Source organism: Bacillus sp. ok061 (assembly GCF_900108285.1).
GTDB classification, from domain to species: Bacteria; Bacillota; Bacilli; order Bacillales; family Bacillaceae_G; genus Bacillus_A; species Bacillus_A thuringiensis_S.
Genome location: NZ_FNUW01000001.1, coordinates 308,947 through 334,720 on the forward strand (window position 1 = coordinate 308,947; position 25,774 = coordinate 334,720).

Genomic DNA, 25,774 nt, shown 5'->3' on the forward strand with positions numbered 1-25,774 from the left:
TTTTTGAAATAATATGAAAACGCTATCATTTGTAATATCCTATAATGAAACTGTAGATTTATACTATACATTGCCCTCATCATAGTAAATTTCGGATAAGGTATCGTTTTTAGTAGGATAATAAGGTGAAAAAATCGGAGGGGATTGTAACATGTTAAAGAAAAAAGTTCAAATTGGTCGTAAAATGGATGAAATTACAGTAGGAGAGAAATTATCTATTACTGAAAAAATTGAGGATAAAGATTTGTTATTGTACTTAGGGTTAACGAATGATGCCAATCCATTATATATTCAGCATGATTACGCATCCCAAACTCCGTATGAAAAGCCGATTGTACCAAGCATTATGCTAACGGGGATGATTACAACGGCGGTTACGAAATATTTACCGGGTCCAGGAAGTCATATTACTAGGAAGGACCTTACGTTCGTGAAGCATGTTCACCATTATGAAACGTTACAAATCCACTTTGAAGTTGTGGCTGTTTCTGAGGAGGAACATACAATTGATATGCTTGTATCTGCTCATGATGAAAAAGGAGAAACTGTTGTAAAGGGTTCATTAACAGTAACGCCACCTTTTAAATCTGTTTCCATTATGGAAAAAGCATTAGATAATTTTTAAAAGATGAAAATATGAATAGCGCTAGCATCCTTATTAAAAGGATGCTAGCGCTATTTTTAGTTGAAAAATCCTTCTTTGAACCCTTCAGCAAATTCTGAGCAACCCGTTTTAATCGTATCCCAGCTCGGAGCGTTGAAAGCAAGGATACATGTGACTGCTAAAGATAGAATGGGTAGTATTAGTCGCATAATAGACCTCCAAATTATATTAATTTGTATATTGAGATTAATCATATAACCATCGGTAATTGAAGTCAATGAAAGGAGTGATTCTTTTAGGTGAGGTGGAAAAGAGAGGACGTTATCTTTGAAACGATACGAGAAGCTGAAGTGTGGGTCGATTCGATCGCAAATGAAATGTATGGAAGAGTATTTGATGGATATGAAACACTAGACTATAAAATTGCATACGCTCTCGCGTTTTTCCTAGCACAAAATCAAGATTTTATCCCGCATTAACGGGCAGTAAGATCCCACCTCAAAATTCAGCGAAAGCAAAGAAGTTAGGTGGGGAATCAACTGCCCGTAAAAGCCCGATTGATTCAACTAATAATCAGTGGGGAATGAACACCCCCACTGATTAAAGTTTCACTTTATAGTTCATACGGAAGTGAGCTTTAAAGAAGAGAGAGTAATCTATAAAGTTTGGCAAAATCCTGTGTAGTAGTTGCAGGTGAAGCGTAATTACGTCTGTTTTCTCAATTCTACACAAACGATCTCCATGAATAGACAATTATATTGAGAGGGACCTTGTTTTCTAGTATGATGAGAATAACGGGGAAAATACTAGGATGAAGAAGGTTTCAAGTCTATAACTTGGAGGAAAAGAATGAACAATCGTATTTTAGTAGTTGATGATGAGGAATTTATCTTAACTTTAATTGAATTTAATTTACAACAAGCTGGGTTTGAAGTTATAACAGCGATGGATGGAGAAATGGCGCTTCAAAAAGCGACAACAGAACGCCCAGATTTAATTATATTAGATTTAATGCTTCCGAAAATGGATGGTATGGAAGTGTGTAAAGAATTACGATTGCAGCGCGTTATGACGCCGATTTTAATGTTAACGGCAAAAGATGATGAGTTTGATAAGGTGCTAGGCCTTGAACTTGGGGCAGATGATTATATGACGAAGCCATTTAGTCCAAGAGAAGTTGTTGCTCGTGTGAAGGCGATTTTGCGCCGCACGAAATTACAACAAGAAGAACAAGTTGCAGAAGCGCCAGATGAAGATAGCATCACAATTGCAGAACTTAAAATTTTACCGGAGTTTTATGAGGCTTATTTCCAAGGAAGAAAGCTTGAATTAACACCAAAAGAATTTGAACTACTTGTGTATCTCGCGAAAAATAAAAGTCGCGTGTTGACGCGTGATCAATTATTAAGTGCTGTATGGAATTACGATTTTGCTGGTGATACACGAATTGTTGATGTTCATATTAGCCATTTGCGCGATAAAATTGAACAAAATACAAAAAAACCGACGTACATTAAAACGATACGTGGTTTAGGATATAAATTAGAGGAGCCAAAAGGGAATGAATAAATTTCGTTCCAGGCTTCTTTTTACATTTGTTTCTCTTATTGTATTTATTTTAGTTGGACTAGGCTTATTGCTAGAAACTGTGTTTGAAAACTACTATATAGATCATGCTAAAGAGAGAATGGTAAAAGAAACGGAGTATGTTGCGGCGTTAGCAGAAGAGCAAGGTTTTGATAATGTCCTAAAAAATCCATACGTATTTGAAAAGTTAGAAGAAAAAATACCAGCTTCTATCGTATTTGTGGATGAAAAAAAGAAAGTTCAATATAGAAAAGGACAAGAATTGGCATTTAGTCCAGAGACGATTCAAGAACTTTCTTCGGAAGTGGCAAAACAACGAAGTAAAGTGATTACGAAAGAGACAGATCGAAAGAATGAATTTTATCATGCGGTGTTCGTTCAAGATGTAGAAGGAAAACAAGGATACATTTTGGTGAAAAGTACAATCGATCCTTTAAGAGACGTACATCAAAAAACGTGGGGATTATTAATTACCGGATTTGTCATTGCTTGTCTCGTAGTTGTATTTTTGGGTATGAAAATTACAGGGCAATATATTAGGCCAATTGAATCAGTTACGAAAGTTGCAATTGAATTGGCAAAGGGTAATTATAAAGCACGTGCATACGAAAGTCATTCGGATGAAACTGGAATGCTGAGTAAAGCAATTAATATTTTAGCTCGAAATTTACAAGAGATGACACTTGAACAAGAAATGCAGCAAGATCGTCTGCATACGTTAATTGAAAATATGGGAAGCGGAATGATTTTAATTGATAGCCGCGGATATATAAACCTTGTAAACCGCTCTTATAAGGAAACTTTTCACGTAACAGATGAAGAATATTTAGATCGCTTATATTATGAATCGTTTCATCATACAGAAATTATTGAGCTTGTAGAAGAAATCTTTATGACAGAAGTGAAAGTGCGTAAACAAATGTTATTGCCACTTGGAATTGAGCGGAAGCACTTTGAAGTATATGGAGCACCGATTATCGGGACAAACCATGAATGGAAAGGGATTGTTCTCGTATTCCATGACATAACAGAGTTAAAGAAATTAGAACAAATGAGAAAAGACTTTTTAGCGAATGTTTCTCATGAATTAAAGACACCGATTACTTCTATTAAAGGTTTTTCAGAAACACTCTTAGACGGAGCGATGGATAATAAAAAATTCTGCGAACATTTCTTGCACATTATTTTAAAAGAAAGTGAGCGCATGCAAGGGTTAATTGAAGATTTATTAGATTTGTCGAAGATCGAACAACAAGGATTTAAATTAAATATGGGAACCGTTGACATGAAGGGGCTGCTTGAAGATATTCATATGGTGCTTGATAATAAAGCAGGAGAAAAAGAAATCTCTTTACAAGTGAATGTATTAAAACGTGCCTCTGTTATTGGAGATCCAAGTCGTCTGAAACAAATCTTTATTAATTTAATTAATAATGCGATCGTATATACACCGGCTGGAGGCGTTGTTTCAGTAGAGTTAGCGGAAGATAAATATAATGCTTATATAAAAGTATCGGATACTGGAATTGGTATTAGTAAAGAGGAAATTCCGCGTATTTTTGAACGCTTTTACCGAGTGGATAAAGCGAGAAGTAGAAATACTGGTGGTACAGGCCTTGGATTATCAATTGTAAAGCATTTAGTAGAGGCGCATCAAGGTACGATTACAGTAGATAGTGAAGTTGGAGAAGGGACAACGTTTACAGTTGTTTTACCGAAATCAGCAACTGAAAAATAGGATGAAGGATGTTTACAATATATTAACAATAGCTTAATTAAATATTAATAAAGCTCTGTTAATATAATACATGAAAACCCCTTCATCCAAGGAGTAATTTTGGACGAGAATAGTTAAACTGTTCTCGTCACTTCCCTTTATGCCAATATAAGTCTGTTTTATATATGAAAGAAAAGAACCGTTATTTTTCTTCTCTCTATTAGTCATGTTAATATAGAGAGAGGAAAGGAACGGTTTTTTTCTGTGAAAAAAATCATTTCAAATTTGCATGGGGAGGTTTCTGATTTGGAAAAAAAGGTCGTATTAGTAGATGGTAATAATATCGCGTATCGTGCTTTCTTTGCACTACCGCTTTTAAATAACGACAAAGGTATACATACGAACGCAATTTACGGTTTTACAATGATGTTAATGAGAATATTAGAGGAAGAAAAACCGACGCATATGTTAGTAGCATTTGATGCGGGTAAAACGACATTCCGTCATAAAACATATAGTGAGTATAAAGGCGGACGTCAAAAGACCCCACCTGAATTATCAGAACAATTCCCGTTTATTCGTGAGATGCTTGATGCATTCAACGTACCGCGTTATGAATTGGAAAATTATGAAGCGGATGATATTATGGGAACGCTAGCAAAAGAAGCAAGCGAACAAGGAGCAAGTGTAAAAGTTATTTCAGGAGATAAAGATTTACTTCAACTTGTTTCTGATAACACGCTTGTATGTATTCCGCGAAAAGGGATTACGGAAGTAGATGAATATACGAAAGAAGCTTTATTTGAAAAATATAGCTTATCACCAAAGCAAATTATCGATATGAAAGGTTTAATGGGAGACCAATCAGATAATATTCCGGGTGTACCAGGAGTTGGTGAAAAAACTGCGATTAAATTGTTAACACAGTTTGGAACGGTTGAAGAAGTGTATGACAATCTAGATCAAGTAAGCGGGAAGAAATTAAAAGAAAAACTGGAAGCAAATAAAGACCAAGCTCTTATGAGTAAAGATCTTGCAACTATCATTACAGATGCGCCGATTACAGTGCATGTGGATGATATGGAATATAAAGGATATGAAGCAAGTGATGTCGTTCCAATGTTCGAGAGTTTAGGATTTACATCTCTTTTAAATAAATTAGGTGTTACGCCAGAAGAAACGGCTCCAGCTGAATTAGATGATATTACATTTGAGATTGTGGAAGAAGTTACAGAAGAAATGCTTCAGCAAGATAGTGCGCTTATTGTTGAAGTGCAAGAAGATAACTATCATAAAGCAGATATTCAAGGTTTTGGTATTCAAAATGAAAATGGTTGCTACTTTATTCAAAAGGACATTGCTCTTAAGTCAGATGCATTTAAAGACTGGCTTGCAGATGGAGAGATGAGAAAGCATACATTTGATGCGAAGCGTGCAATCGTTGCACTGAAATGGAACGGTATAGATATACAAGGGGTTGACTTTGATCTATTAATCGCTGCTTATTTACTTGACCCGGCTGATACAGATAAAGATTTCCGTACTGTAGCGAAAATGAAAGAAACGCATGCTGTGAAATCTGACGAAGAAGTTTATGGAAAAGGCGCGAAGCGTGCTGTTCCAGAGTTAAAAGTAGTAGCGGAGCATGTAGCTCGTAAAGTGCATGTATTATATGATGTAAAGCAAACATTCGTTGAAGAGCTAGAGAAGAATGAGCAATATGAACTGTTTACAGAGTTAGAATTACCACTTGCGCGTGTATTAGCTGATATGGAAGTAAAAGGTGTAAAAGTTGATACAGAGCGTCTTCGTAATATGGGAGAAGAACTTGCAGGTAGATTAAAGGAAATGGAACAGGAAATTTATAAGCTTGCGGGAACAGAATTTAATATTAATTCACCGAAGCAGCTTGGTGTTATTCTGTTTGAGAATTTAAACTTACCGGTTATTAAAAAGACGAAAACAGGTTATTCTACGTCAGCTGATGTACTAGATAAGCTTATGGATCACCATGAAATTATTCCAAACATTTTACATTATCGTCAATTAGGGAAACTAAATTCAACTTACATTGAAGGTTTACTGAAAGTTGTACATGAAGATTCATCTAAAATTCATACTCGCTTTAATCAAGTGTTAACGCAAACAGGTCGATTAAGTTCGACGGATCCGAACTTGCAAAATATCCCGATTCGATTAGAAGAAGGAAGAAAGATTCGTCAGGCATTTGTTCCATCAGAAGAAGGTTGGATTATGTATGCGGCTGATTATTCACAAATCGAGCTGCGTGTATTAGCTCATATTGCAAATGATAAAGGGCTAGTTGAAGCATTCCAACATGACATGGATATTCATACGAAAACAGCTATGGATGTATTTGGCGTTGAAAAAGATGAAGTAACTTCAAATATGAGACGACAAGCGAAAGCTGTTAACTTCGGAATTGTGTATGGTATTAGTGATTACGGTCTTTCGCAAAACTTAGGGATTACAAGAAAAGCAGCAGCGGAATTTATTGAAAAGTATTTAGAAAGTTTCCCTGGTGTACAAGAATACATGGAGGACATCGTAAAAGATGCGAAACAAAAAGGATATGTGGCTACATTATTAAATCGTCGCCGTTATATTCCAGAAATTACAAGTCGTAATTTCAATTTACGTAGCTTTGCTGAGCGTACAGCGATGAATACACCAATTCAAGGTACTGCAGCAGATATTATTAAAAAAGCGATGATTATTATGGCAGATCGTTTAGAAGAAGAAGGCTTACAAGCGCGTCTTCTTCTGCAAGTACACGATGAATTAATATTTGAAGCACCAAAAGAAGAAATTGAAAAATTAGAGCAGCTTGTACCTGAAGTAATGGAGCATGCAATTGAACTCGCAGTTCCGCTGAAAGTTGATTATTCTTACGGTCCAACTTGGTACGACGCAAAATAAGGAAGTGATGAAATGCCTGAATTACCAGAGGTTGAAAACGTCAGACGGACACTTGAAAATCTTGTAACAGGAAAAACGATTGAAGATGTTATTGTTACTTATCCAAAAATAGTGAAACGACCGGATGATGCAGAAATCTTTAAAGAAATGCTAAAAGGCGAGAAGATTGAAAATATAAAGCGAAGAGGAAAGTTTTTGCTTCTATATGTAACAAATTATGTTATTGTTTCACATTTGCGTATGGAAGGAAAGTTTTTACTACATCAAGAGGATGAGCCGATTGATAAACATACGCACGTCCGTTTCTTATTTACAGATGGAACTGAATTACATTATAAAGATGTGAGAAAGTTTGGTACGATGCATCTCTTTAAGAAAGGTGAAGAGATGAATCAAATGCCTCTTGCTGACTTAGGTCCGGAGCCGTTTGATGCTGAATTGACACCGCAGTATTTACAAGAAAGACTGCAAAAGACAAATCGTAAAATAAAAGTTGTGCTATTGGACCAGCGTCTTTTAGTAGGGCTTGGAAATATATATGTTGATGAAGTTTTATTCCGTTCTCAAATTCATCCGGAACGAGAAGCTTCTTCTTTAACAGTAGAAGAAATTGAGCGGATTTATGAGGCTACCGTTACAACGTTAGGTGAAGCGGTAAAACGTGGCGGAAGTACAATTCGGACGTATATCAACTCACAAGGGCAAATTGGTTCATTCCAAGAACTCCTAAATGTATATGGAAAAAAAGGAGAGCCGTGTGTAACTTGTGGTACGATATTAGAAAAAACAGTTGTCGGCGGGCGAGGAACGCATTACTGCCCAATTTGTCAGCCTAGAATATAGAAAAGAGATAACATCGGATAGGCATTTGTCATATACATACAGCAGAGCTATGTATAAGGGAGGAGCTTACCGATGTACCTTTATTTATCTCTTATTTTATTAGCTTTTACATTAAGCTTAGATAGCTGTAGTGTAGGGCTAACATATGGGTTAAGAAGCGTAAGAATTCCACTAAAATCAATTATAATTATCGGAATCTGTTCAGCGGCTGTTATGCTTGTTTCAATGGGAATTGGACATATGATCGCGAAAATATTTTCACCTGTTATCGCAACGCGTATCGGTGGGCTTGTTCTTATTGGAATAGGGATTTGGGTGTTATATCAATTTTTTCGAAGTGAGAAAAAAGAAGAACCGAAGCAAGAGGAGAAGGTCTGGAAATTAGAGATTGCCTCGCTAGGGCTAGTAATTCAAATTTTACGGAAACCGACTGTAGCAGACTTTGATAAATCAGGCACCATTTCTGCAGGGGAAGCATTACTTCTTGGTATCGCTCTTTCTGTAGATTCATTTGGTGCTGGAATTGGTGCATCTTTATTAGGGTATGCACCCGCTATGATGGCGATATTAGTTGCAGTTATGAGTTCTTTGTTTTTATTTATTGGAATGAAACTTGGGACGGTTTTATCGAATATGAAGTGGTTACAAAAATTTACATTCCTGCCTGGAGTATTACTCATTATTATTGGAATTTGGAAAATGTAAGTATGGGCGTGGAACATTAGTTTCGCGCCTTTTATTATGAGGAGGATTATGATGACAGTAGTAATTGGATTAACAGGAGGCATTGCAAGTGGAAAAAGTACAGTGTCTCAAATGCTTCGTGAATTGAGCATACCAGTTATTGATGCAGATATTATTGCGCGAGAAGTTGTAGAGCGAGGAAAACCAGCATATAACAAAATAGTAGAAGTATTTGGAACGGAAGTGTTACAAAAAGACGGAGAACTGAATCGGCCGAAATTAGGGAGTGTCGTTTTCTATAATGAAGAAAAACGATTGCAGTTAAACAAAATTGTTCATCCTGCAGTACGTGAGGAAATGAATAGACAAAAGGAAATGTACATAAAAGAAAGTATGCAAGCGATTGTGTTAGATATCCCTCTTTTATTTGAAAGTAAATTAACAAGTCTCGTTGACCGTGTTTTAGTTGTAGCAGTTACGCCTGATACACAATTAGAACGTTTGATGAAACGAAATGGTTTTTCGGAAGAAGAAGCAACGGCGCGTATTCAATCTCAAATGCCGTTAGCAGAAAAAGTGAAAAATGCAGATGAAGTGATAAATAATGATGGCACAATTATGGGAACGAAAACACAATTGCAGGTAATTTTAAAGAAATGGAACATTATTGACTAAAAAATTGTGAAATTAATGAAAATGCTTAGTGACATATCCCCTTTTTGTGTTATACTATTATTGGGATTGGAGATAAATAGTATAACGCATTCAAGGGGGATAACATATTATGACTCGTGTGGCAATTAATGGATTTGGACGTATTGGGAGAATGGTATTTCGTCAAGCAATAAAAGAAAGCGCATTCGAAATTGTAGCAATCAATGCAAGCTATCCATCTGAAACGTTAGCACACTTAATTAAATATGATACAGTTCATGGCAAGTTTGACGGAACAGTAGAAGCATTTGAAGATCACTTATTAGTTGATGGAAAAATGATTCGCCTTTTAAACAACCGCGATCCAAAGGAATTGCCTTGGACAGATTTAGGTGTTGAAGTTGTAATTGAAGCGACTGGTAAATTTAATTCAAAAGAAAAAGCAATTCTTCATGTTGAAGCTGGAGCGAAAAAGGTTATTTTAACAGCGCCTGGTAAAAATGAAGATGTAACAATTGTAGTTGGTGTGAATGAAGACCAATTAGATATTACAAAACATACTGTTATTTCAAATGCATCTTGTACAACAAACTGTTTAGCGCCTGTTGTAAAGGTGTTAGATGAGCAGTTCGGAATTGAAAACGGTTTAATGACGACTGTTCACGCTTATACAAATGACCAAAAAAATATTGATAACCCACATAAAGATTTAAGAAGAGCGCGTGCTTGCGGACAATCAATCATTCCGACAACGACAGGTGCCGCGAAAGCGCTAGCAAAAGTTCTTCCGCACTTAAACGGAAAACTTCATGGTATGGCACTTCGTGTACCAACGCCAAACGTGTCTCTTGTTGACTTAGTAGTAGACGTAAAACGTGATGTGACAGTTGAAGCTATTAATGAAGCTTTCAAAACGGTTGCAAACGGTGCGTTAAAAGGTATTGTAGAATTCAGCGAAGAGCCTTTAGTATCTATCGACTTTAATACAAATACACACTCAGCTATCATTGATGGTTTATCTACAATGGTAATGGGTGATCGTAAAGTGAAAGTACTTGCTTGGTATGATAACGAGTGGGGCTACTCTCGTCGTGTTGTAGATCTTGTAACGTTAGTTGTTGAAGAGTTAGCGAAACAAGAAAATGTGCAACACATTTAAGTGAATAAGGGAGAGGGCAAGGCAATACTTGCCCTCTTTTTTTATTTTTTTCTGAAAAGGAAAAAAATTATATGAGTATATTTTAAAAAGTGGACATACCACGAAACGTTGTGATTGCTGCATTTGTGAATCGTTTATTTTTTTTAGGGAAAAGTAAAGAGGAAAATATGACAGAAAATCGAAAAAACTGTTGTTGCAAAATGAAAATAAACAAAGTATACTAACACTCGTAAACTTAAGAGCTGAGGTACGTAGTCACTACTTAAAGGGTTAGGACCTCTCTGGACTAACTTTCCCCCGTGGTAGTGGAGCAAGCCAAATTGCAAATTAGTTTTCAATTCGAACAGTTAGAATAAATTTACAAGGGGGAACTGTAGAATGGATACTATGGATACGATGGGTCGTCACGTGATCGCTGAACTTTGGGATTGCGATTTCGACAAGCTTAATGACATGCCGTATATTGAACAATTATTTGTGGATGCAGCACTAAGAGCTGGTGCTGAAGTGCGTGAGGTTGCTTTTCATAAATTTGCACCACAAGGTGTAAGTGGAGTAGTAATTATCTCGGAATCACATTTAACAATTCATAGCTTTCCGGAGCACGGTTACGCGAGTATTGATGTTTATACTTGTGGGGATCGTATTGATCCAAATGTTGCTGCAGAATATATTGCAGAAGGTTTAAACGCGAAAACGCGTGAGAGCATCGAGCTTCCTCGAGGCACTGGTAGCTTCGAAATTAAGCAGAGAGAAACAAAAGCTCTTTAAAAAAGAACATAATTGATTTAAAATGTAAAGAGGTGTATAATGCACCTCTTTTTTAGTTTATAAAAAAGAGGAAATATAACGTACTCGTTAGTTGAATAAATTGTACTCTTGCAAATGAGGTAGTGCCCTATATACCATCTTATTTTTAAGGATGAGATGATAAAGTGATGCGCTTAAACTTAAAGTGGTAAGAGAGTTAGAATGAGTTATATAATATTGTATATATATTTTAGGTGAAGTGAGTAGAGAAAAATAAAGAGTATAGTGTAAAGGAGTGAATGAATTGCGTTGTCCATCCTGTTCTCATAATGGTACAAGAGTGTTAGATTCGCGTCCGGTAGACGAGGGGCGCTCTATTCGAAGAAGGAGAGAGTGTGAAAGTTGTTTAAGTCGCTTTACGACCTTTGAAAGGGTAGAAGAGTCACCTCTTATCGTTGTAAAAAAAGAAGGCACACGAGAAGAGTTTAATAAAGAAAAGATTTTACGTGGTTTAATTAAAGCGTGTGAAAAAAGACCAGTATCTTTAAGACAATTAGAAGAAGTAACACAAAGCGTGGAACGTGAACTGCGTAATTTAGGTATATCAGAAGTGAAAAGTGATATGATTGGTGAAATTGTTATGGAAGAACTTCGCGATATTGATGATGTTGCTTACGTACGCTTTGCTTCTGTATATCGTCAATTTAAAGATTTAAATGTATTTATTGAAGAATTAAAAGATATACTGCAAAAAGAAAGAGAGTAGAAGTTGTATTTTATTCTCTTTACATACCGTAAGTAATAGGATAAGAGAGCTAGAAGCGTAAGCTAATAGCTCTTTTTCACTAAGAATTTATATAATGAAGATAGGACGAATGAAGTAGAGGATAGATTGGATGAGAGAAAGGAAAAGCAAGAATGGAAAAACAGTCATGGATGGAGCTATTGCCGATTGATCGTTATAAAGTAAGTGCGAAAGGGCTACTGCATAATTACGACCGAAAAGTATTAACGATGTTGTATCAGCCGTTAATAGGTAGTAGAGCTTTTAGCTTATACATGACACTATGGGGGGAGCTAGAGCAAGATCGTGTATTTGGAAAAGAGAATACGCATCATTCCCTTATGGTGACTATGCAAATGCAACTTCCTGAAATATATGAGGAACGAGTAAAGTTAGAGGCAATTGGACTTTTGAAGGTATATATTAAGAAAGAAAAAGATATTCGAATGTTCATATATGAGTTGCAACCACCTTTATCTCCGAAGCAGTTTTTTGATGATATTGTTTTAAGTATCTTTTTATACAATCGATTGAGTCGGACAAAATATAATCAAGTAAAGCAATATTTCTTAGAAGAAGAATTTGATTTTGCTTCTTATGAAAATGTTACGCGTTCTTTCAATGATGTGTTTGGTTCGTTTAATCCAGGACAGCTTGAGCATGCGCAAGAAGATCTTCGTATTCCAAAAACGACAACTATGCCAAGTAACGAGAAGGGAGACGCTCCGAAAGTTTGGAATGATTTCTTTGACTTCTCTTTATTTGTAGATGGATTGTCCGCTCTTGTTCCTAAAAAGTCGATTACAGATCAAGTGAGAGATTGCGTTATAACACTTGCTTACGTGTATGGTGTAGATGTGTTATCGATGCAAAATATCGTTCTTGGTGCGGTGACAGAGATGCAAACAATTGATATGGAAAGGCTTAGAAAAGGAGCACGCGATTGGTATCAATTTGAAAATGGTCAAGCATTACCGGTATTAAGTGAAAGAGTACAGCCTCATGCTGCACGTACGATGAAAGAGAAAGAGCCTTCATCGCAAGAGGAGATGCTAATAAAGCAGCTAGAGGAAATCTCGCCAAAACAACTATTGAAAGAGATTTCTGGTGGTGCAGAGGCAACGAAAGCGGATTTGCAAATCGTTGAAGATGTCATGATTAATCAAAAATTGACACCAGGAGTTGTGAATGTACTTATTTATTACGTTATGCTACGCTCAGATATGAAACTTGCGAAAACGTATGTCGAGAAGATTGCTGGGCATTGGGCACGTAAAAAGGTCGGTACAGTAGCGGACGCGATGGAGTTAGCGAAAGAAGAGAACCGTCAATATCAAGAGTGGGCTGAGACGAAGAAAAAAGGCCGTACGGCGAAGAAAACGGTACGGAAAGAAATGGTACCAGATTGGCTTAAGGAAGAAGAACCGAAAGAACAAGAGAAAGAAACGGCGAAGAAAGATGTAAGTGTAGAAAAAGATGCAAGTACGTTAGAAGATGAACGAAAACGATTAGAAGAAGTGTTAAAAAAATATAAGCGTGATTAATAGAAGAGAATGAACGCTCTTTGAGGTGAGAAAATGGAGCATATTCAAAATTCATTTGCAAAATTAATGGGAAATGAAAAATTTAAAAATAGATATGAAGTATTAAAGGCAGAAGTAATGGCGCATCCGCGTGTGAAAGAATTTATAGACGAACATAAAGGTGAAGTAACGACTTCTATGATTGAGCGCAGTCTTGTGAAGCTATATGAATATATTGGACAAAGTGTAGGTTGCGTGGATTGTCCGGATTTAGGTTCATGTAAAAATATGCTGCAAGGGTACGAGCCAAAGCTTGTTATTCAAGGAAAGATGATTGATATTCAATACGATCGCTGTGTTAGAAAAGTAGCGCATGACGAGAGAAAGAAATATGAAAAACTCGTTCAAAGTGTATATATGCCAACGGATATTTTACAGGCAACTATGGAAAACTTAGACCCTTCTGATTTAAATGCACGTATCGATGCAATTGGTGCAGCGAATGAATTTTTAAGTACATATGAACCAGGTAAAAAAGCACAAGGTTTATATTTGTACGGTAAATTTGGTGTAGGAAAAACGTACCTTTTAGGAGCAATTGCGAACGAGCTTGCTCGAAAGAAAATAAGTTCGATGCTCGTATACTTCCCAGAATTTTTACGTGAAATCAAAAGTTCGATTCAAGATAATTCGATTGGTGAAAAGATTGATGCGGTTAAACGCGTACAAGTTTTAATGTTAGATGATATCGGGGCAGAAGCGATGTCAAGCTTTGTGCGTGACGATGTGCTTGGTGCAATCTTGCAATTCCGTATGTTAGAAAACTTACCGACGTTCTTTACGTCTAATTTTGATTTTAAACAACTGGAACACCATTTAACGTATACACAGCGTGGTGAGGCTGAAGAAATGAAGGCAGCACGTATTATGGAACGAATTAAATATTTAGCGAAACCAATTCCGATTGGTGGGAAAAACCGTCGTCATAAGTAAAAGAGCAAGCTGAGAAGCTTGCTCTTTTGTATTATAGTGATATTTTCTTTTCAAATATGAGGTCGAAATATTCAGGTTGTCCAGAACTGCCAATCGTAGGGGCGACAATCTGTACGAACCTCCAGTCATCTCTAGCATGTTCTTGAATAATTTCTTGGTAGTCTTCAGCTAGTTTTGAGCGAGTGAGCCCCCAATGGAATTCGACTTTTACGAATTTATATTCGAACATTCAGATACCCCCTTTTAGTGATAAATAAAGTATACAATAAAAAATTCATAGTAGCTTGTATCATTTTTTTCTCTCTCCCTTAATATATATAAAATTAGCAAGCCATATTGAGTGGATTTTCTAACGATAGGAAATGTAATTCTACTAAGAGTGAACTTCCACGGGACGGACTCTTATAGGATTTGTAACGTATAGATACAGTCCTTTAGAGCAGGGATAAAAGGGGGGACAAAAGTGATTGAAATTTGCTTCGAAGAAAAAAATGATGCTATGCACGTATATAGACAATTGCTGAAAAGAGCGGAAGTGTTATATAAGGAAACGAGTGTGTATTTACAGGAGCAAAAAGTGGTGATTCACATACCAGTACGTGAATCGAATTATATTGAAAAAATCTTATTGCCAGTAATGGTGTATTTCATTGTGAATGTGAAACAAAATGAGTGGATTTATACGATCTTAAAAGAAAAGTTTTTTTATGAAGAACAAGAAGAATGTCATCAAATATTGCACATGGCACATGAGATTTTAAAGGGAAGAAGAAAAGGTGTAGCTCAGGATTTAACGCGTAACGCATTTGAGTCATATATTAAGTCTTCTTTAAATAATTGGCTTTGTGATCCGCTCTCATTCTCGTTTTCATCATATATCCGTTTTCGTCTTCGTACATATAGGGAAATGGTGGCTAAACTTGCGGAAGTGGCAATTGATGAGTATAAGATGGAGCAAGAATACCAAATGTTCATTGAAACGCTTCGGCAACAAGTGAGTAGCCGTAAATCACGCTTGTCCTGCGTGCATCTTATTTTTGATGAAAGCTTTATCTTTTATGATGATAAAGGTAGACGTTTAAAACAGGAGAAGTTGGTCCAATATATAGATGAGGAATTATTAAAGCAAAATGATGTATATATTGATACGAAAGTAATTGCGCCGCTTCTTTCTATTTCGCCCAAAAAGATTTATTTATATACGAAAGAACAAGACCATAATATGATTATTACTTTGCGAAATGTGTTTCAAGAACGGGTCCAATTACATGGATTACATGATTTTGAGCGCAATGTGAAAAATTTAAAAAATAAAGGTAACGCCCTTGATTTTCTAAGTTTTTGAGCATATAATTACCTACATAAATGAAATATATCGAAATGTCATGATGAGGACATGAGTAGTTTTCTACGATTTTCAGAGAGGGAAGCCTTAGGGTGTGAGCTTCCTAGTACGGGATTATTACTTACCACCTCTAAACTTTAGCAGTGAACGATTCTTTTAGTAATTGCTAACGGACAACACCGTTATGTTGAACTTGAGCAATTAACGATCATGTTAATTGGAACAAGGGTGGAACCACGAATTCAACACTCGTCCCTTTTTATGGGATGAGTGTTTTTTATTTTGAGAAAAAGAGGAGTGACCAGTGATGGCAGATGTAGTTAAAATTACTTTCCCTGATGGAGCTGTGAAGGAGTTTCCAAAAGGCGTAACAACTGAAGAAATCGCAGCTTCTATTAGCCCAGGCTTAAAGAAAAAAGCTGTAGCTGGAAAATTAAACGATGAGATGATCGATCTTGTTACACCAATCGAAGAAGATGGTGCAGTTTCTATTATTACATTAGATTCTGAAGATGGCTTATATATTTTACGCCATTCAACAGCCCACCTTTTAGCACAAGCGTTAAAACGTTTATATAAAGATGTTAAGCTTGAGCTTGGCATTGGCCCAGTAATTGAAAATGGCTTCTATTACGATATCGATATGGAAGAAGCAATTACAGTTGAAGACTTCAAGAAAATCGAAAAAGAAATGCAAAAAATCGTGAACGAGAACTTAGAAATCGTTCGTCATGAAGTACCACGTGCAGAAGCACTTCGTCGCTTTGAAGAAATTGGCGATGAGTTAAAATTAGATTTAATTAACGACCTTCCAGAAGATGCAGTTATTTCAATCTATGAGCAAGGCGAATTCTTCGACCTTTGCCGTGGTGTTCACCTTCCATCTACAGGGAAAATTAAAGTGTTTAAATTATTAAGCGTTGCAGGTGCTTACTGGCGCGGCGATAGCAATAATAAAATGTTACAACGTATTTACGGTACTGCATTCGTTAAGAAAGCAGAATTAGATGAGCATTTACGTATGCTTGAAGAAGCGAAAGAGCGCGATCACCGTAAATTAGGTAAAGAATTAAAACTATTTACTAATAGCCAAAAAGTAGGACAAGGTTTACCACTTTGGTTACCAAAAGGTGCAACAATTCGTCGTATTATCGAGCGTTACATCGTTGATAAAGAAGCAAGCTTAGGTTATGATCACGTATACACTCCAGTATTAGGAAGCAGAGAGTTATATGAAACTTCTGGTCACTGGAACCACTACCGTGATGGCATGTTCCCATCAATGGAAATGGATAATGAAGAATTAGTTCTTCGTCCAATGAACTGTCCTCACCATATGATGGTTTATAAAAATGATATTCACAGCTACCGTGAATTACCAATCCGTATTGCGGAACTTGGAACAATGCATCGTTATGAAATGTCAGGTGCGTTATCTGGATTACAACGTGTACGCGGAATGACTTTAAACGATGCGCACATTTTCGTTCGTCCAGATCAAATTAAAGAAGAGTTAAAACGTGTTGTAAACTTAACTCTAGAAGTATACAAAGATTTCGGTTTAGAGAACTACTCATTCCGTCTATCTTATCGCGACCCAGCAGATACTAAAAAGTATTATGCGGATGATGAGATGTGGGAAAAAGCACAAGGTATGTTAAAAGAAGCTATGGATGAAATGGGTCTTGATTACTATGAAGCTGAAGGTGAAGCGGCATTCTACGGTCCAAAACTTGATGTTCAAGTTCGTACTGCTCTTGGAAAAGACGAAACACTTTCAACTGTACAATTAGACTTCTTACTTCCAGAACGCTTTGAATTAACTTATGTTGGTGAAGACGGTAAGCAACATCGTCCAGTTGTAATTCACCGTGGTGTTGTATCAACTATGGAACGCTTCGTAGCCTTCTTAATTGAAGAATACAAAGGTGCATTCCCAACTTGGTTAGCTCCAGTTCAAGTACAAGTAATTCCAGTTTCTCCGCAAGTACATTTAGACTATGCGAAGAAAGTACAAGACGAATTGCGTCGTGCTGGTATCCGTGTTGAATTAGACACTCGTGAAGAGAAGATCGGTTACAAAATCCGTGAAGCACAAATGCAAAAAATTCCGTACATGCTTGTAGTAGGTGACAATGAAGTAACTGAAAACGGCGTAAACGTACGTAAATATGGTGAACAAAAATCAGAAACAATCGCATTAGATGCTTTTGTTGACATGATTAAAGTAGAAGGAAAACGATAAGAAAAAGCCGCGGTATACCGCGGCTTTTTTATGTAATATACTTGAGGGGAATTAGAAAAAATAACCATGTAACACTTATCATAAAAAAGTATTGCAAGTATGTTAGTTGTTTGTTACAATATTTCTTGTTGTTAGTAAAACACATCGCGTCTTCTTGACAGACGTCATGTCCTATGATAAACTCATCAAGGATAATAGAATATTGTTTTGTGGAACAAGTAGAAGCACCCGCTTCTCACCTGATGGACGCATTCGCAGTTAGCAGGTAAATGTATTTCTTACTTAAGATTTTACAAGTGTGGGTGTCGTATGCCCGCACTTTTTTTGTCGGGTTCTATGACTACAAAATATGTTCTGAGAAAACCTTGGAGGTGGCTTACTATTAGCAAGGATATGATGATTAACGAGCAAATTCGTGCACGTGAAGTACGTTTAGTTGGCGCAAATGGCGATCAACTTGGAATCAAGTCTCGTAATGACGCTTTAGACTTAGCTGCAAATCTTAATCTTGATTTAGTATTAGTTGCTCCAAATGCGAAACCGCCAGTATGCCGCATTATGGACTACGGTAAATTCCGCTTTGAGCAACAGAAGAAAGAAAAAGAGCAGCGCAAAAATCAAAAAGTAATTAGCATGAAAGAAGTTCGTTTAAGTCCAACAATTGATGAACACGACTTTAACACAAAACTTCGTAATGCTATCAAGTTTTTAGAGAAAGGCGACAAGGTTAAAGCGTCAATTCGCTTTAAAGGACGTGCCATTACTCATAAAGAAATCGGTCAACGTGTTTTAGATCGCTTCTCAGAAGCTTGTGCTGAAGTTAGTACAGTTGAATCTAAGCCTAAAATGGAAGGACGCAGTATGTTCTTAGTTTTAGCACCGAAAAACGATAAGTAATAGATAGAGGAGGAAATACCTATGCCTAAACAAAAAACTCATCGCGGCGCTGCAAAGCGTTTCAAAAAGACTGGATCAGGTAAACTGAAACGTTCTCACGCTTACACAAGCCATTTATTCGCTAACAAATCTACAAAAGCTAAACGTAAACTACGTAAAGCTGGTGTAGTAAGCGCTGGTGACTTCAAACGCATTCGTCAAATGCTTGACAACTTAAAATAAGTTCGGCTGATATATAGAACAATTAGGAGGTAATATTATGCCAAGAGTAAAAGGTGGTACAGTTACTCGTCAACGTCGTAAAAAAGTTATAAAATTAGCAAAAGGTTACTACGGTTCAAAAAATACATTATTCAAGGTTGCTAACCAACAGGTTATGAAATCTCTAATGTATGCATTCCGTGACCGCCGTCAAAAGAAACGTGACTTCCGTAAATTATGGATTACACGTATCAACGCAGCAGCTCGTATGAATGGTCTTTCTTACAGCCGCTTAATGCACGGTCTTAAAAATGCTGGCATCGAAGTTAACCGCAAGATGCTTGCTGACTTAGCTGTTCATGACGAAAAAGCTTTCGCTGAATTAGCAACAGTTGCAAAAAACAACATTAACTAATTAATTAGTTGAAACCTTAGAAGAATTTTCTTCTAAGGTTTTTTGTTTGTATTCAGAGAGAAGTTTGAAGTTCTAAAGATTAACGGATGTGTCGTTATCGATATGACAAAATTAATATAAAAACTATAGCGGTATAGAAGAATATATATGTGAAGTCAGGATAATCCTCCTGGCTTGTTTCAATTCTGCTCTTTTGGAAAGAAGAGTATCTTTCCTAGCCGAAACGACACTGCTATAATGGAAAGATGATATGGAACTTTCATCAGATGAACAATTTAAGAGCGATGACTGAAACGTATTTGTAAATTAAGGACAAGCTATTTTATAAAGAGGTAGATAGCTGACTTATTCATAAGAACTGAAACATAATAATGAACTTTGAGATGAAACAACATTGTTGCGTAAAATGCGATGTTGGAGGAGGACAATAGAATGGACTTACTACAACTATTTAAATTACAAAAAGAATTAGATGACCGTATTGCAAAAGAACATGACTTACAACCGAAAAAATTGTTAAAAGAAAAAATGTTAGCTCTTCTTGTAGAAATTGGAGAACTTGCAAATGAAACACGTTGTTTTAAATATTGGAGCAACAAACCAGCTTCGGAACGTGAAGTAATATTAGAAGAATACGTAGATGGTTTGCATTTTATTTTATCAATCGGAATTGATTTAGGTATTGATAAAAACTTCCTATTCTATAAATGTGCACAAACGAATAAAACACAAGTGGAAATTTTCTTAGACACATACGCGAAAGTAATTCGTTTTACAGATCAACCATCTATTACAAACTATATTGAATTATTTACGAGCTATCTTCGACTTGGACAAGCACTTGAATTTGAGCAAGAAGAGATTGAAAAAGCGTATTTAGATAAAAATGAAGTAAATCATCAGCGTCAAACACAAGGATACTAATTTAATTTTTGAATATTTCAATTTAATTATTGTATAATGAATTGACTGAAGAAAAAGGAGGGTGTTGGCAATGACAAAATTAGACGCGACATTGACAATGCTAAAAGAATTAACAGATGCACGTGGTATTGCCGGTAACGAGCGTGAACCACGCGAAGTAATGAAGAAATATATCGAGCCATTTGCAGACGAGCTTTCTACTGATAATTTAGGAAGTTTAGTTGCGAAAAAAGTAGGGGAAGAAAACGGCCCGAAAATTATGGTTGCAGGTCATTTAGATGAAGTTGGCTTTATGATTACGCAAATTGATGACAAAGGTTTCCTACGCTTCCAAACGGTGGGAGGCTGGTGGTCACAAGTTATGCTTGCACAGCGCGTGACGATTGTAACGCGTAAAGGAGATGTAACAGGTGTAATTGGTTCAAAACCACCGCACATCTTACCTCCAGAAGCACGTAAAAAGCCAGTTGAAATTAAAGACATGTTCATCGATATCGGTGCTTCTAGCCAAGAAGAAGCAATGGAGTGGGGCGTACGACCAGGAGATCAAGTTGTACCTTACTTTGAATTCCAAGTGATGAAGAATGAAAAAATGTTACTTGCAAAAGCATGGGATAACCGAATCGGTTGTGCGATTGCAATTGACGTATTAAAACAATTAAAAGATGAAAAGCATCCAAACGTTGTATACGGCGTTGGAACTGTACAAGAAGAAGTTGGTCTTCGTGGTGCAAAAACATCTGCGAATTATATTAAACCAGATATCGCGTTCGCAGTAGATGTTGGTATCGCTGGAGATACACCGGGTGTAACGTCAAAAGAAGCGCAAAGTAAAATGGGCGATGGACCACAAATCATTTTATATGATGCTTCTGTTATTGGACATACAGGTTTACGTGATTTCGTAGTTGATGTTGCTGACGAATTACAAATCCCGTACCAATATGATTCAGTAGCGGGCGGGGGAACTGATGCGGGTGCGATTCACATTGCTGTAAACGGTATTCCTTCTATGGCAATTACAATTGCAACGCGCTATATCCATTCACATGCAGCGATGTTACACCGTGATGATTATGAAAATGCAGTAAAGTTAATTGTAGAAGTTATTAAACGTCTTGATAAGGATGCTGTACATAACATTACATTTAATTAATAGAAAAAGCGAAGGGGATTTTCCTTCGCTTTTTTATGTTTTAAAAAGGTCGTTCTAATCCTGCTGCAGTATGAGCACCTAAAATAATTAAACGAGTTAATTGCATCGCCATAAAATGCGGGGTATATATCATTCCTCTTTTTAACCATGACATAATCATTCCGATGTGAGCCCCTGTCACATAACTAATCAAAATATCACGAGGAACCATAAGATCTTCGTCATCTGGTTGTGAAATAGACAAGCTTAATGTTAAATGCACTTGTATTGTTTTCATCATTTTATAAGAGTAGTTTCCGGTAGCTTTATCCCCAAGCATAACGTTATAAAAGTTTACATTTTCTGCGATATGTTCGAATAAAGCCAGAAATGTAGGATGAGGTGAATCGAATGTAAGTTGAAAATCTTCTTTATTTCTATTTTTCGGTTTAATTACTTCTGCTAGCTTCTCTAACATTTCTTCAATACTTTTGTCTAATAGGTCATATTTATCATGGTAATGGCTATAAAATGTAGCGCGATTTACAGGAGCGCGTTCTGCGATATGTTGCACAGTTACATTTTCAAAGCCTTTTTCGCCTACTAAAGCGACAAAAGCATCCTGAATGAGTTGTCTCGTTCGCTTTACACGTGGATCATTTGTATTTTTAATAGACATTTTACTTCTCCTCGTTTAATTTTCTATACTTAAACAACATATTGGTATTATATTGTTGTTTAAGCAACATTTCATACGTAAATTGTCGGTTGTAGATTCAAAATAATTATTTATAATTATAAACGATAGTCCTTCAGAAATCAGCACCGCTCGCAGGCAGATAAGTTTCGATTTACGCTGCAGATGGTGTGATTTTTTTGTTAAAAGGTTAATATAATTAACAATTAAACAATCTAAACAATAAGGACATAAATAGTTTAGAAAAAAATTATATGCGATATAAGGAGAGGAATGCAATGAATCAGTTTCGAAGAATGGTAATTATCAACATTATCACATTAATTGTACTAGTTGGCGGCGGTATTGGCGGTTATTACTATTACAACCAAACGGAAAATTACTTAAAAACAGACAATGCAAAGATCGATGGAAAGGTAATTCCGGTTGCTTCACCAGTAGCAGGGAAACTAACTGACTGGAAAGCTGAAGTTGGAAAAAATTACAATGAGAATGATAAATTAGGAGCTGTTACTGTAACAGCAGCTAATGGAGAACAAACAGTAGATGTAACAATTCCACAAAATGCAACGGTTGTACAATCAAACGCAACAACAAATGCTTTCGTTGGAGCAGGTAGCCCGATTGCTTACGCATTTGATATGAACAATTTATGGGTAACAGCAAACATTGAAGAAACAGATGTTGATGATGTTCAGAAAGGTCAAGACGTAGACGTGTATGTAGATGCATACCCAGATACAACGTTAACTGGGAAAGTAGAACAGGTTGGTTTAACAACAGCAAATACATTCTCGATGTTACCATCAAGTAATGCAACAGCGAACTATACGAAAGTAACACAAGTAGTGCCAGTTAAAATTTCATTAGATCATAGCAAATCAGTAAATATTGTTCCTGGAATGAATGTGTCAGTTCGTATTCATAAGTAAGGGGGAGATGAGATGTCCTCAATTGCAATTGTAGGATATGCACTATTTTGTATAATCGTCTTCTTCCTTGTAAATCGTCTTTTACGAAAGAAAAAAACGAACGTGGGAGAAGAACAAGTCCCAGCCGTAAGTAAAATAGAAGTAAGTAAGCTAGAAGCAGTAGAGAAAGAAAGTGAACAAAAGCAAGAAGCCGAAATTTCTAATGTAGTTGAATTAGAAACAGGCAAGCAAGAAGAAGTAAAACAAGAAAAAGAAATGCCGAAAAAACAAACGTCTATGCCTATAGAGAATGTAAATGTAAAAGCAGTTGTAACAGTATTAATTCTCGGCATGTTCGTTTCTATTTTGAACCAAACAATCATTAACGTTGCATTGCCTCCGTTAATGAATGAATTTAACGTATCAACTTCAACGGCGCAATGGTTAATTACAGGGTTTATGCTTGTAAATGGTATTTTAGTGCCGATTAGTGCCTTTTTAGTTTCACGATTTACGTATCGTAAATTATTTGTAGCGGCAATGTTATTCTTCACAGTAGGATCTATCATTTGCGCTACATCAGGAAACTTTACAATGATGATGACGGGCCGCGTAATTCAAGCGGTCGGTGCAGGTATTTTAATGCCAGTTGGCATGAACATCTTTATGACGTTGTTCCCGCCTCATAAGCGTGGGGCAGCGATGGGATTACTAGGTGTTGCAATGATTTTAGCGCCAGCTATTGGGCCAACTGTAACAGGCTGGGTTATTGAAAACTATAGCTGGAACTTAATGTTCTATGCGATGTTTATTATTGGTTTAATTATTACGTTCCTATCTTTAAAATTCTTTACACTCGCTCAACCAGTGTCTAAAACAAAATTAGATGTATTTGGTGTAATTAGTTCGAGTATTGGACTAGGTAGCTTACTGTACGGATTTAGTGAGGCTGGAAATAATAGTTGGACTAGTGCAGAAGTTGTTATTTCACTTATCATTGGTGTCATTGGTTTAGCGTTATTTATTTGGAGAGAGTTAACAACAGACAATAAAATGCTTGATTTACAAGTATTTAAATATCCAGTATTTACTTTCACTTTACTAATTAATGCAATTGTAACGATGGCGTTATTTGGAGGTATGTTATTACTTCCGGTATATCTGCAAAACATTCGCGGCTTTACGCCAATCGAATCAGGTTTATTATTACTCCCAGGATCATTAATTATGGGTATTATGGGACCTATTGCAGGGAAACTATTTGATAAATACGGTATTCGTCCGTTAGCGATTGTTGGGTTAGCTATTACAACGTTCGCGACATATGAATTTACGAAGTTATCAATGGATACGCCATATAGCGTTATTATGATGGATTATATTATACGTTCAATTGGTATGTCATTCATTATGATGCCAATTATGACAGCTGGTATGAACGCACTGCCGATGAAATTAATTTCTCACGGTACAGCAACGCAAAATACGTCAAGACAAGTAGCTGGTTCAATCGGAACAGCAATTTTAATCACACTTATGACGCAACAAACAACTGCTCACGTAGCAGATTACGGCAACATGTTAACAACATCAAACCCAATTTTAGTTGATAAAGTACACGGTATGGGGCAAAGTTTAGCAGCGATTGCCGGATCGGCTCAAGCAGGAGATGCGATGAGCACACAACTATTATATGGACAAATTTCAAAGCTATCTGCAATTAACGGTATTAACGATGCCTTCTTAATTGCAACGATACTAGCAGGTATTGCTTGGGTGTTATCGTTCTTCTTACAATCAGGCAATAAACCAAATAAAAAAGCAGGGAATTAATTTCCCTGCTTTTTTGTCTTTTTAAAGAGTTAAATATAAAAAAATGATAACCAGTTACGGAGCACAGCCCTGTTATAAACAAAATCGTTCCCATAGCAAGAATACTTGATATTTGTCTGCCGCTTATAATAGCTAATAGTCCGGCTAAAGAGAAAAAACTCCAATATAAAGTTCCTGAAATTGGAACCATCCCCTCTAAATGTATTCCAGAACCTATACAAATGATAGGAACAACGATAAGAGATATGCTAATTAAACCAGCTATAATAGTAAGTAATTTACGATGTTTCATGCCAGCAATAATTAAAAAAATACCAACGATAAATTCCCATACCATCAAAGTAAGAGCTAAAATCATCCAAGTTAATATTCCGACCACTGCTGTATTACCTCCGATTTGTAGGTTTCTAAAAAATATTATATATAGAATGAATCACCTACAGACACGAGTACCCAGAAAATAACCCCCAGTAGTCCCGTAATAAAAATAATAAATCCTATGTTGCGTATACTTTTAATTTTTACTTGTAATCCACTTAATCCTGCCGATAATCCAGTTAAAGAAAACAATATCCAGTATAAAGTAGTTGAAATAGGGAGGATTGTCTCGCTATTCACCCCCATGCTCCAAAAAACAAAAGGTAGCGTTACAAAGGAAAAGCTAAGTACCCCCCATTAAACCAACAAATAATTTACGATGTTTAATACTAGTAATAATTAAAAAAATACCACCGAAAAATCCGCATAAGACAAGAATTGGCATATAAACAATCCAAAGGAAGCTAAACATATATAATCTCCTTTTATGTAATGAGTTATATTTTACTACATCAGGTTCATTTTGGATATTATTAATAAATATGTATAAATTGATAGAAATGGGTAGTAATGATACGGATTATCAAAAAGTGCTAATCGAAGAAGAGTTTGAAG

General features: G+C 36.3%; 25 protein-coding genes, 2 pseudogenes and 2 other annotated features. Of the genes and pseudogenes, 22 read left to right on the forward strand and 5 right to left on the reverse strand.

Translation table 11 applies throughout. From position 1 onward, the window contains the following. The first annotated feature begins 151 nt into the window (after window positions 1-151). Window positions 152-625: a MaoC/PaaZ C-terminal domain-containing protein gene (locus C4S65_RS01790; RefSeq protein ID WP_000914180.1), complete on the forward strand. Its 474-nt coding sequence runs from the start codon at window positions 152-154 to the stop codon at window positions 623-625. 56 nt (window positions 626-681) lie between these two features. Here the strand turns inward: C4S65_RS01790 and C4S65_RS35050 are convergent, their stop codons facing one another. Next, window positions 682-813 (reverse strand): hypothetical protein, encoded by a 132-nt coding sequence (locus C4S65_RS35050; protein ID WP_001237011.1) that lies wholly within the window; start codon window positions 811-813, stop codon window positions 682-684. A gap of 90 nt (window positions 814-903) precedes the next feature. Here C4S65_RS35050 and C4S65_RS01800 point away from each other — a divergent pair, with 90 nt between their 5' ends. From C4S65_RS01800 to dnaI, 12 genes are all read left to right on the forward strand, one after another. Beyond that, window positions 904-1,083, forward strand: coding sequence for a hypothetical protein (locus C4S65_RS01800; RefSeq protein WP_001267381.1), 180 nt, complete (start codon window positions 904-906; stop codon window positions 1,081-1,083). A gap of 370 nt (window positions 1,084-1,453) precedes the next feature. After that, window positions 1,454-2,173: a two-component system response regulator PhoP gene (gene phoP, locus C4S65_RS01805; protein WP_001065220.1), complete on the forward strand. Its 720-nt coding sequence runs from the start codon at window positions 1,454-1,456 to the stop codon at window positions 2,171-2,173. Further along, window positions 2,166-3,929, forward strand: coding sequence for a sensory box histidine kinase PhoR (gene phoR / locus C4S65_RS01810; RefSeq protein ID WP_098838548.1), 1,764 nt, complete (start codon window positions 2,166-2,168; stop codon window positions 3,927-3,929). The genes phoP and phoR overlap by 8 nt, the downstream gene beginning before the upstream one ends. A gap of 285 nt (window positions 3,930-4,214) precedes the next feature. Beyond that, window positions 4,215-6,848: a DNA polymerase I gene (gene polA, locus C4S65_RS01815; protein ID WP_000412810.1), complete on the forward strand. Its 2,634-nt coding sequence runs from the start codon at window positions 4,215-4,217 to the stop codon at window positions 6,846-6,848. Between the two features lie 12 nt (window positions 6,849-6,860). Next, a complete protein-coding gene (gene mutM / locus C4S65_RS01820) occupies window positions 6,861-7,691 on the forward strand; it encodes a DNA-formamidopyrimidine glycosylase (RefSeq protein WP_001114475.1) in 831 nt (276 codons plus the stop codon). 72 nt (window positions 7,692-7,763) lie between these two features. Beyond that, window positions 7,764-8,396 (forward strand): sporulation membrane protein YtaF, encoded by a 633-nt coding sequence (gene ytaF, locus C4S65_RS01825; RefSeq protein WP_000281729.1) that lies wholly within the window; start codon window positions 7,764-7,766, stop codon window positions 8,394-8,396. A gap of 51 nt (window positions 8,397-8,447) precedes the next feature. Continuing rightward, on the forward strand, window positions 8,448-9,050 hold the full coding sequence (coaE, locus tag C4S65_RS01830) for a dephospho-CoA kinase (protein ID WP_097960080.1): 603 nt from the start codon (window positions 8,448-8,450) through the stop codon (window positions 9,048-9,050). A 109-nt stretch (window positions 9,051-9,159) separates the two neighbouring features. Further along, window positions 9,160-10,188: a glyceraldehyde-3-phosphate dehydrogenase gene (locus tag C4S65_RS01835; RefSeq protein WP_000198979.1), complete on the forward strand. Its 1,029-nt coding sequence runs from the start codon at window positions 9,160-9,162 to the stop codon at window positions 10,186-10,188. A 387-nt stretch (window positions 10,189-10,575) separates the two neighbouring features. Then, window positions 10,576-10,959: an adenosylmethionine decarboxylase gene (gene speD / locus C4S65_RS01845; protein WP_002003660.1), complete on the forward strand. Its 384-nt coding sequence runs from the start codon at window positions 10,576-10,578 to the stop codon at window positions 10,957-10,959. Between the two features lie 283 nt (window positions 10,960-11,242). Continuing rightward, on the forward strand, window positions 11,243-11,704 hold the full coding sequence (nrdR, locus tag C4S65_RS01850; protein WP_001203687.1) for a transcriptional regulator NrdR: 462 nt from the start codon (window positions 11,243-11,245) through the stop codon (window positions 11,702-11,704). Window positions 11,705-11,856: 152 nt separating this feature from the next. Next, complete coding sequence (locus tag C4S65_RS01855) at window positions 11,857-13,266, forward strand: replication initiation and membrane attachment family protein (protein ID WP_000415031.1); 1,410 nt, start codon at window positions 11,857-11,859, stop codon at window positions 13,264-13,266. Between the two features lie 33 nt (window positions 13,267-13,299). Beyond that, window positions 13,300-14,238 carry a primosomal protein DnaI gene (gene dnaI / locus C4S65_RS01860; RefSeq protein ID WP_000400117.1) on the forward strand — a complete coding sequence of 313 codons (939 nt, stop codon included), beginning with the start codon at window positions 13,300-13,302 and terminating at the stop codon, window positions 14,236-14,238. 31 nt (window positions 14,239-14,269) lie between these two features. On the opposite strand, the gene C4S65_RS01865 is transcribed toward dnaI, so the two are convergent. Further along, window positions 14,270-14,467: a DUF4177 domain-containing protein gene (locus C4S65_RS01865; RefSeq protein ID WP_000464454.1), complete on the reverse strand. Its 198-nt coding sequence runs from the start codon at window positions 14,465-14,467 to the stop codon at window positions 14,270-14,272. Window positions 14,468-14,701: 234 nt separating this feature from the next. On the opposite strand from C4S65_RS01865, the gene ytxC reads away from it, so the two are divergent. The 7 genes from ytxC (at window position 14,702) to C4S65_RS01900 (ending at window position 21,421) form a co-directional block, all read left to right on the forward strand. Then, window positions 14,702-15,583, forward strand: a complete 882-nt coding sequence (gene ytxC / locus C4S65_RS01870) for a putative sporulation protein YtxC (protein ID WP_000569629.1) — start codon at window positions 14,702-14,704, stop codon at window positions 15,581-15,583. A gap of 31 nt (window positions 15,584-15,614) precedes the next feature. Beyond that, window positions 15,615-15,843: a binding site (T-box leader), on the forward strand. A 47-nt stretch (window positions 15,844-15,890) separates the two neighbouring features. Then, entirely contained in the window at window positions 15,891-17,828 is a 1,938-nt protein-coding gene (thrS, locus tag C4S65_RS01875; RefSeq protein WP_000786077.1) for a threonine--tRNA ligase, read from the forward strand. Between the two features lie 210 nt (window positions 17,829-18,038). Then, window positions 18,039-18,159 (forward strand) — a sequence feature (ribosomal protein L20 leader region). Window positions 18,160-18,221: 62 nt separating this feature from the next. After that, window positions 18,222-18,725 (forward strand): translation initiation factor IF-3, encoded by a 504-nt coding sequence (infC, locus tag C4S65_RS01880; RefSeq protein WP_000973215.1) that lies wholly within the window; start codon window positions 18,222-18,224, stop codon window positions 18,723-18,725. Window positions 18,726-18,746: 21 nt separating this feature from the next. Next, entirely contained in the window at window positions 18,747-18,947 is a 201-nt protein-coding gene (gene rpmI / locus C4S65_RS01885) for a 50S ribosomal protein L35 (RefSeq protein WP_001125945.1), read from the forward strand. Between the two features lie 37 nt (window positions 18,948-18,984). Then, on the forward strand, window positions 18,985-19,341 hold the full coding sequence (gene rplT, locus C4S65_RS01890) for a 50S ribosomal protein L20 (RefSeq protein WP_001138362.1): 357 nt from the start codon (window positions 18,985-18,987) through the stop codon (window positions 19,339-19,341). A gap of 432 nt (window positions 19,342-19,773) precedes the next feature. After that, window positions 19,774-20,265: a dUTP diphosphatase gene (locus C4S65_RS01895; protein ID WP_000365050.1), complete on the forward strand. Its 492-nt coding sequence runs from the start codon at window positions 19,774-19,776 to the stop codon at window positions 20,263-20,265. A 70-nt stretch (window positions 20,266-20,335) separates the two neighbouring features. Further along, window positions 20,336-21,421 carry a M42 family metallopeptidase gene (locus tag C4S65_RS01900; protein ID WP_000163554.1) on the forward strand — a complete coding sequence of 362 codons (1,086 nt, stop codon included), beginning with the start codon at window positions 20,336-20,338 and terminating at the stop codon, window positions 21,419-21,421. Window positions 21,422-21,461: 40 nt separating this feature from the next. Here the strand turns inward: C4S65_RS01900 and C4S65_RS01905 are convergent, their stop codons facing one another. Further along, complete coding sequence (locus tag C4S65_RS01905; RefSeq protein ID WP_086405850.1) at window positions 21,462-22,079, reverse strand: TetR/AcrR family transcriptional regulator C-terminal domain-containing protein; 618 nt, start codon at window positions 22,077-22,079, stop codon at window positions 21,462-21,464. Window positions 22,080-22,375: 296 nt separating this feature from the next. On the opposite strand from C4S65_RS01905, the gene C4S65_RS01910 reads away from it, so the two are divergent. After that, window positions 22,376-23,029: an HlyD family efflux transporter periplasmic adaptor subunit gene (locus C4S65_RS01910; protein ID WP_001071418.1), complete on the forward strand. Its 654-nt coding sequence runs from the start codon at window positions 22,376-22,378 to the stop codon at window positions 23,027-23,029. 12 nt (window positions 23,030-23,041) lie between these two features. Then, window positions 23,042-24,841, forward strand: coding sequence for a DHA2 family efflux MFS transporter permease subunit (locus C4S65_RS01915; protein WP_000094779.1), 1,800 nt, complete (start codon window positions 23,042-23,044; stop codon window positions 24,839-24,841). A 43-nt stretch (window positions 24,842-24,884) separates the two neighbouring features. Here the strand turns inward: C4S65_RS01915 and C4S65_RS01920 are convergent. Both C4S65_RS01920 and C4S65_RS01925 read right to left on the reverse strand, forming a co-directional pair. Continuing rightward, window positions 24,885-25,220, reverse strand: a pseudogene (locus C4S65_RS01920) (ammonia permease); the annotation flags it as partial. A gap of 38 nt (window positions 25,221-25,258) precedes the next feature. Further along, a pseudogene (locus C4S65_RS01925) lies at window positions 25,259-25,631 on the reverse strand (DNA-binding protein). Window positions 25,632-25,774: the final 143 nt, after the last annotated feature.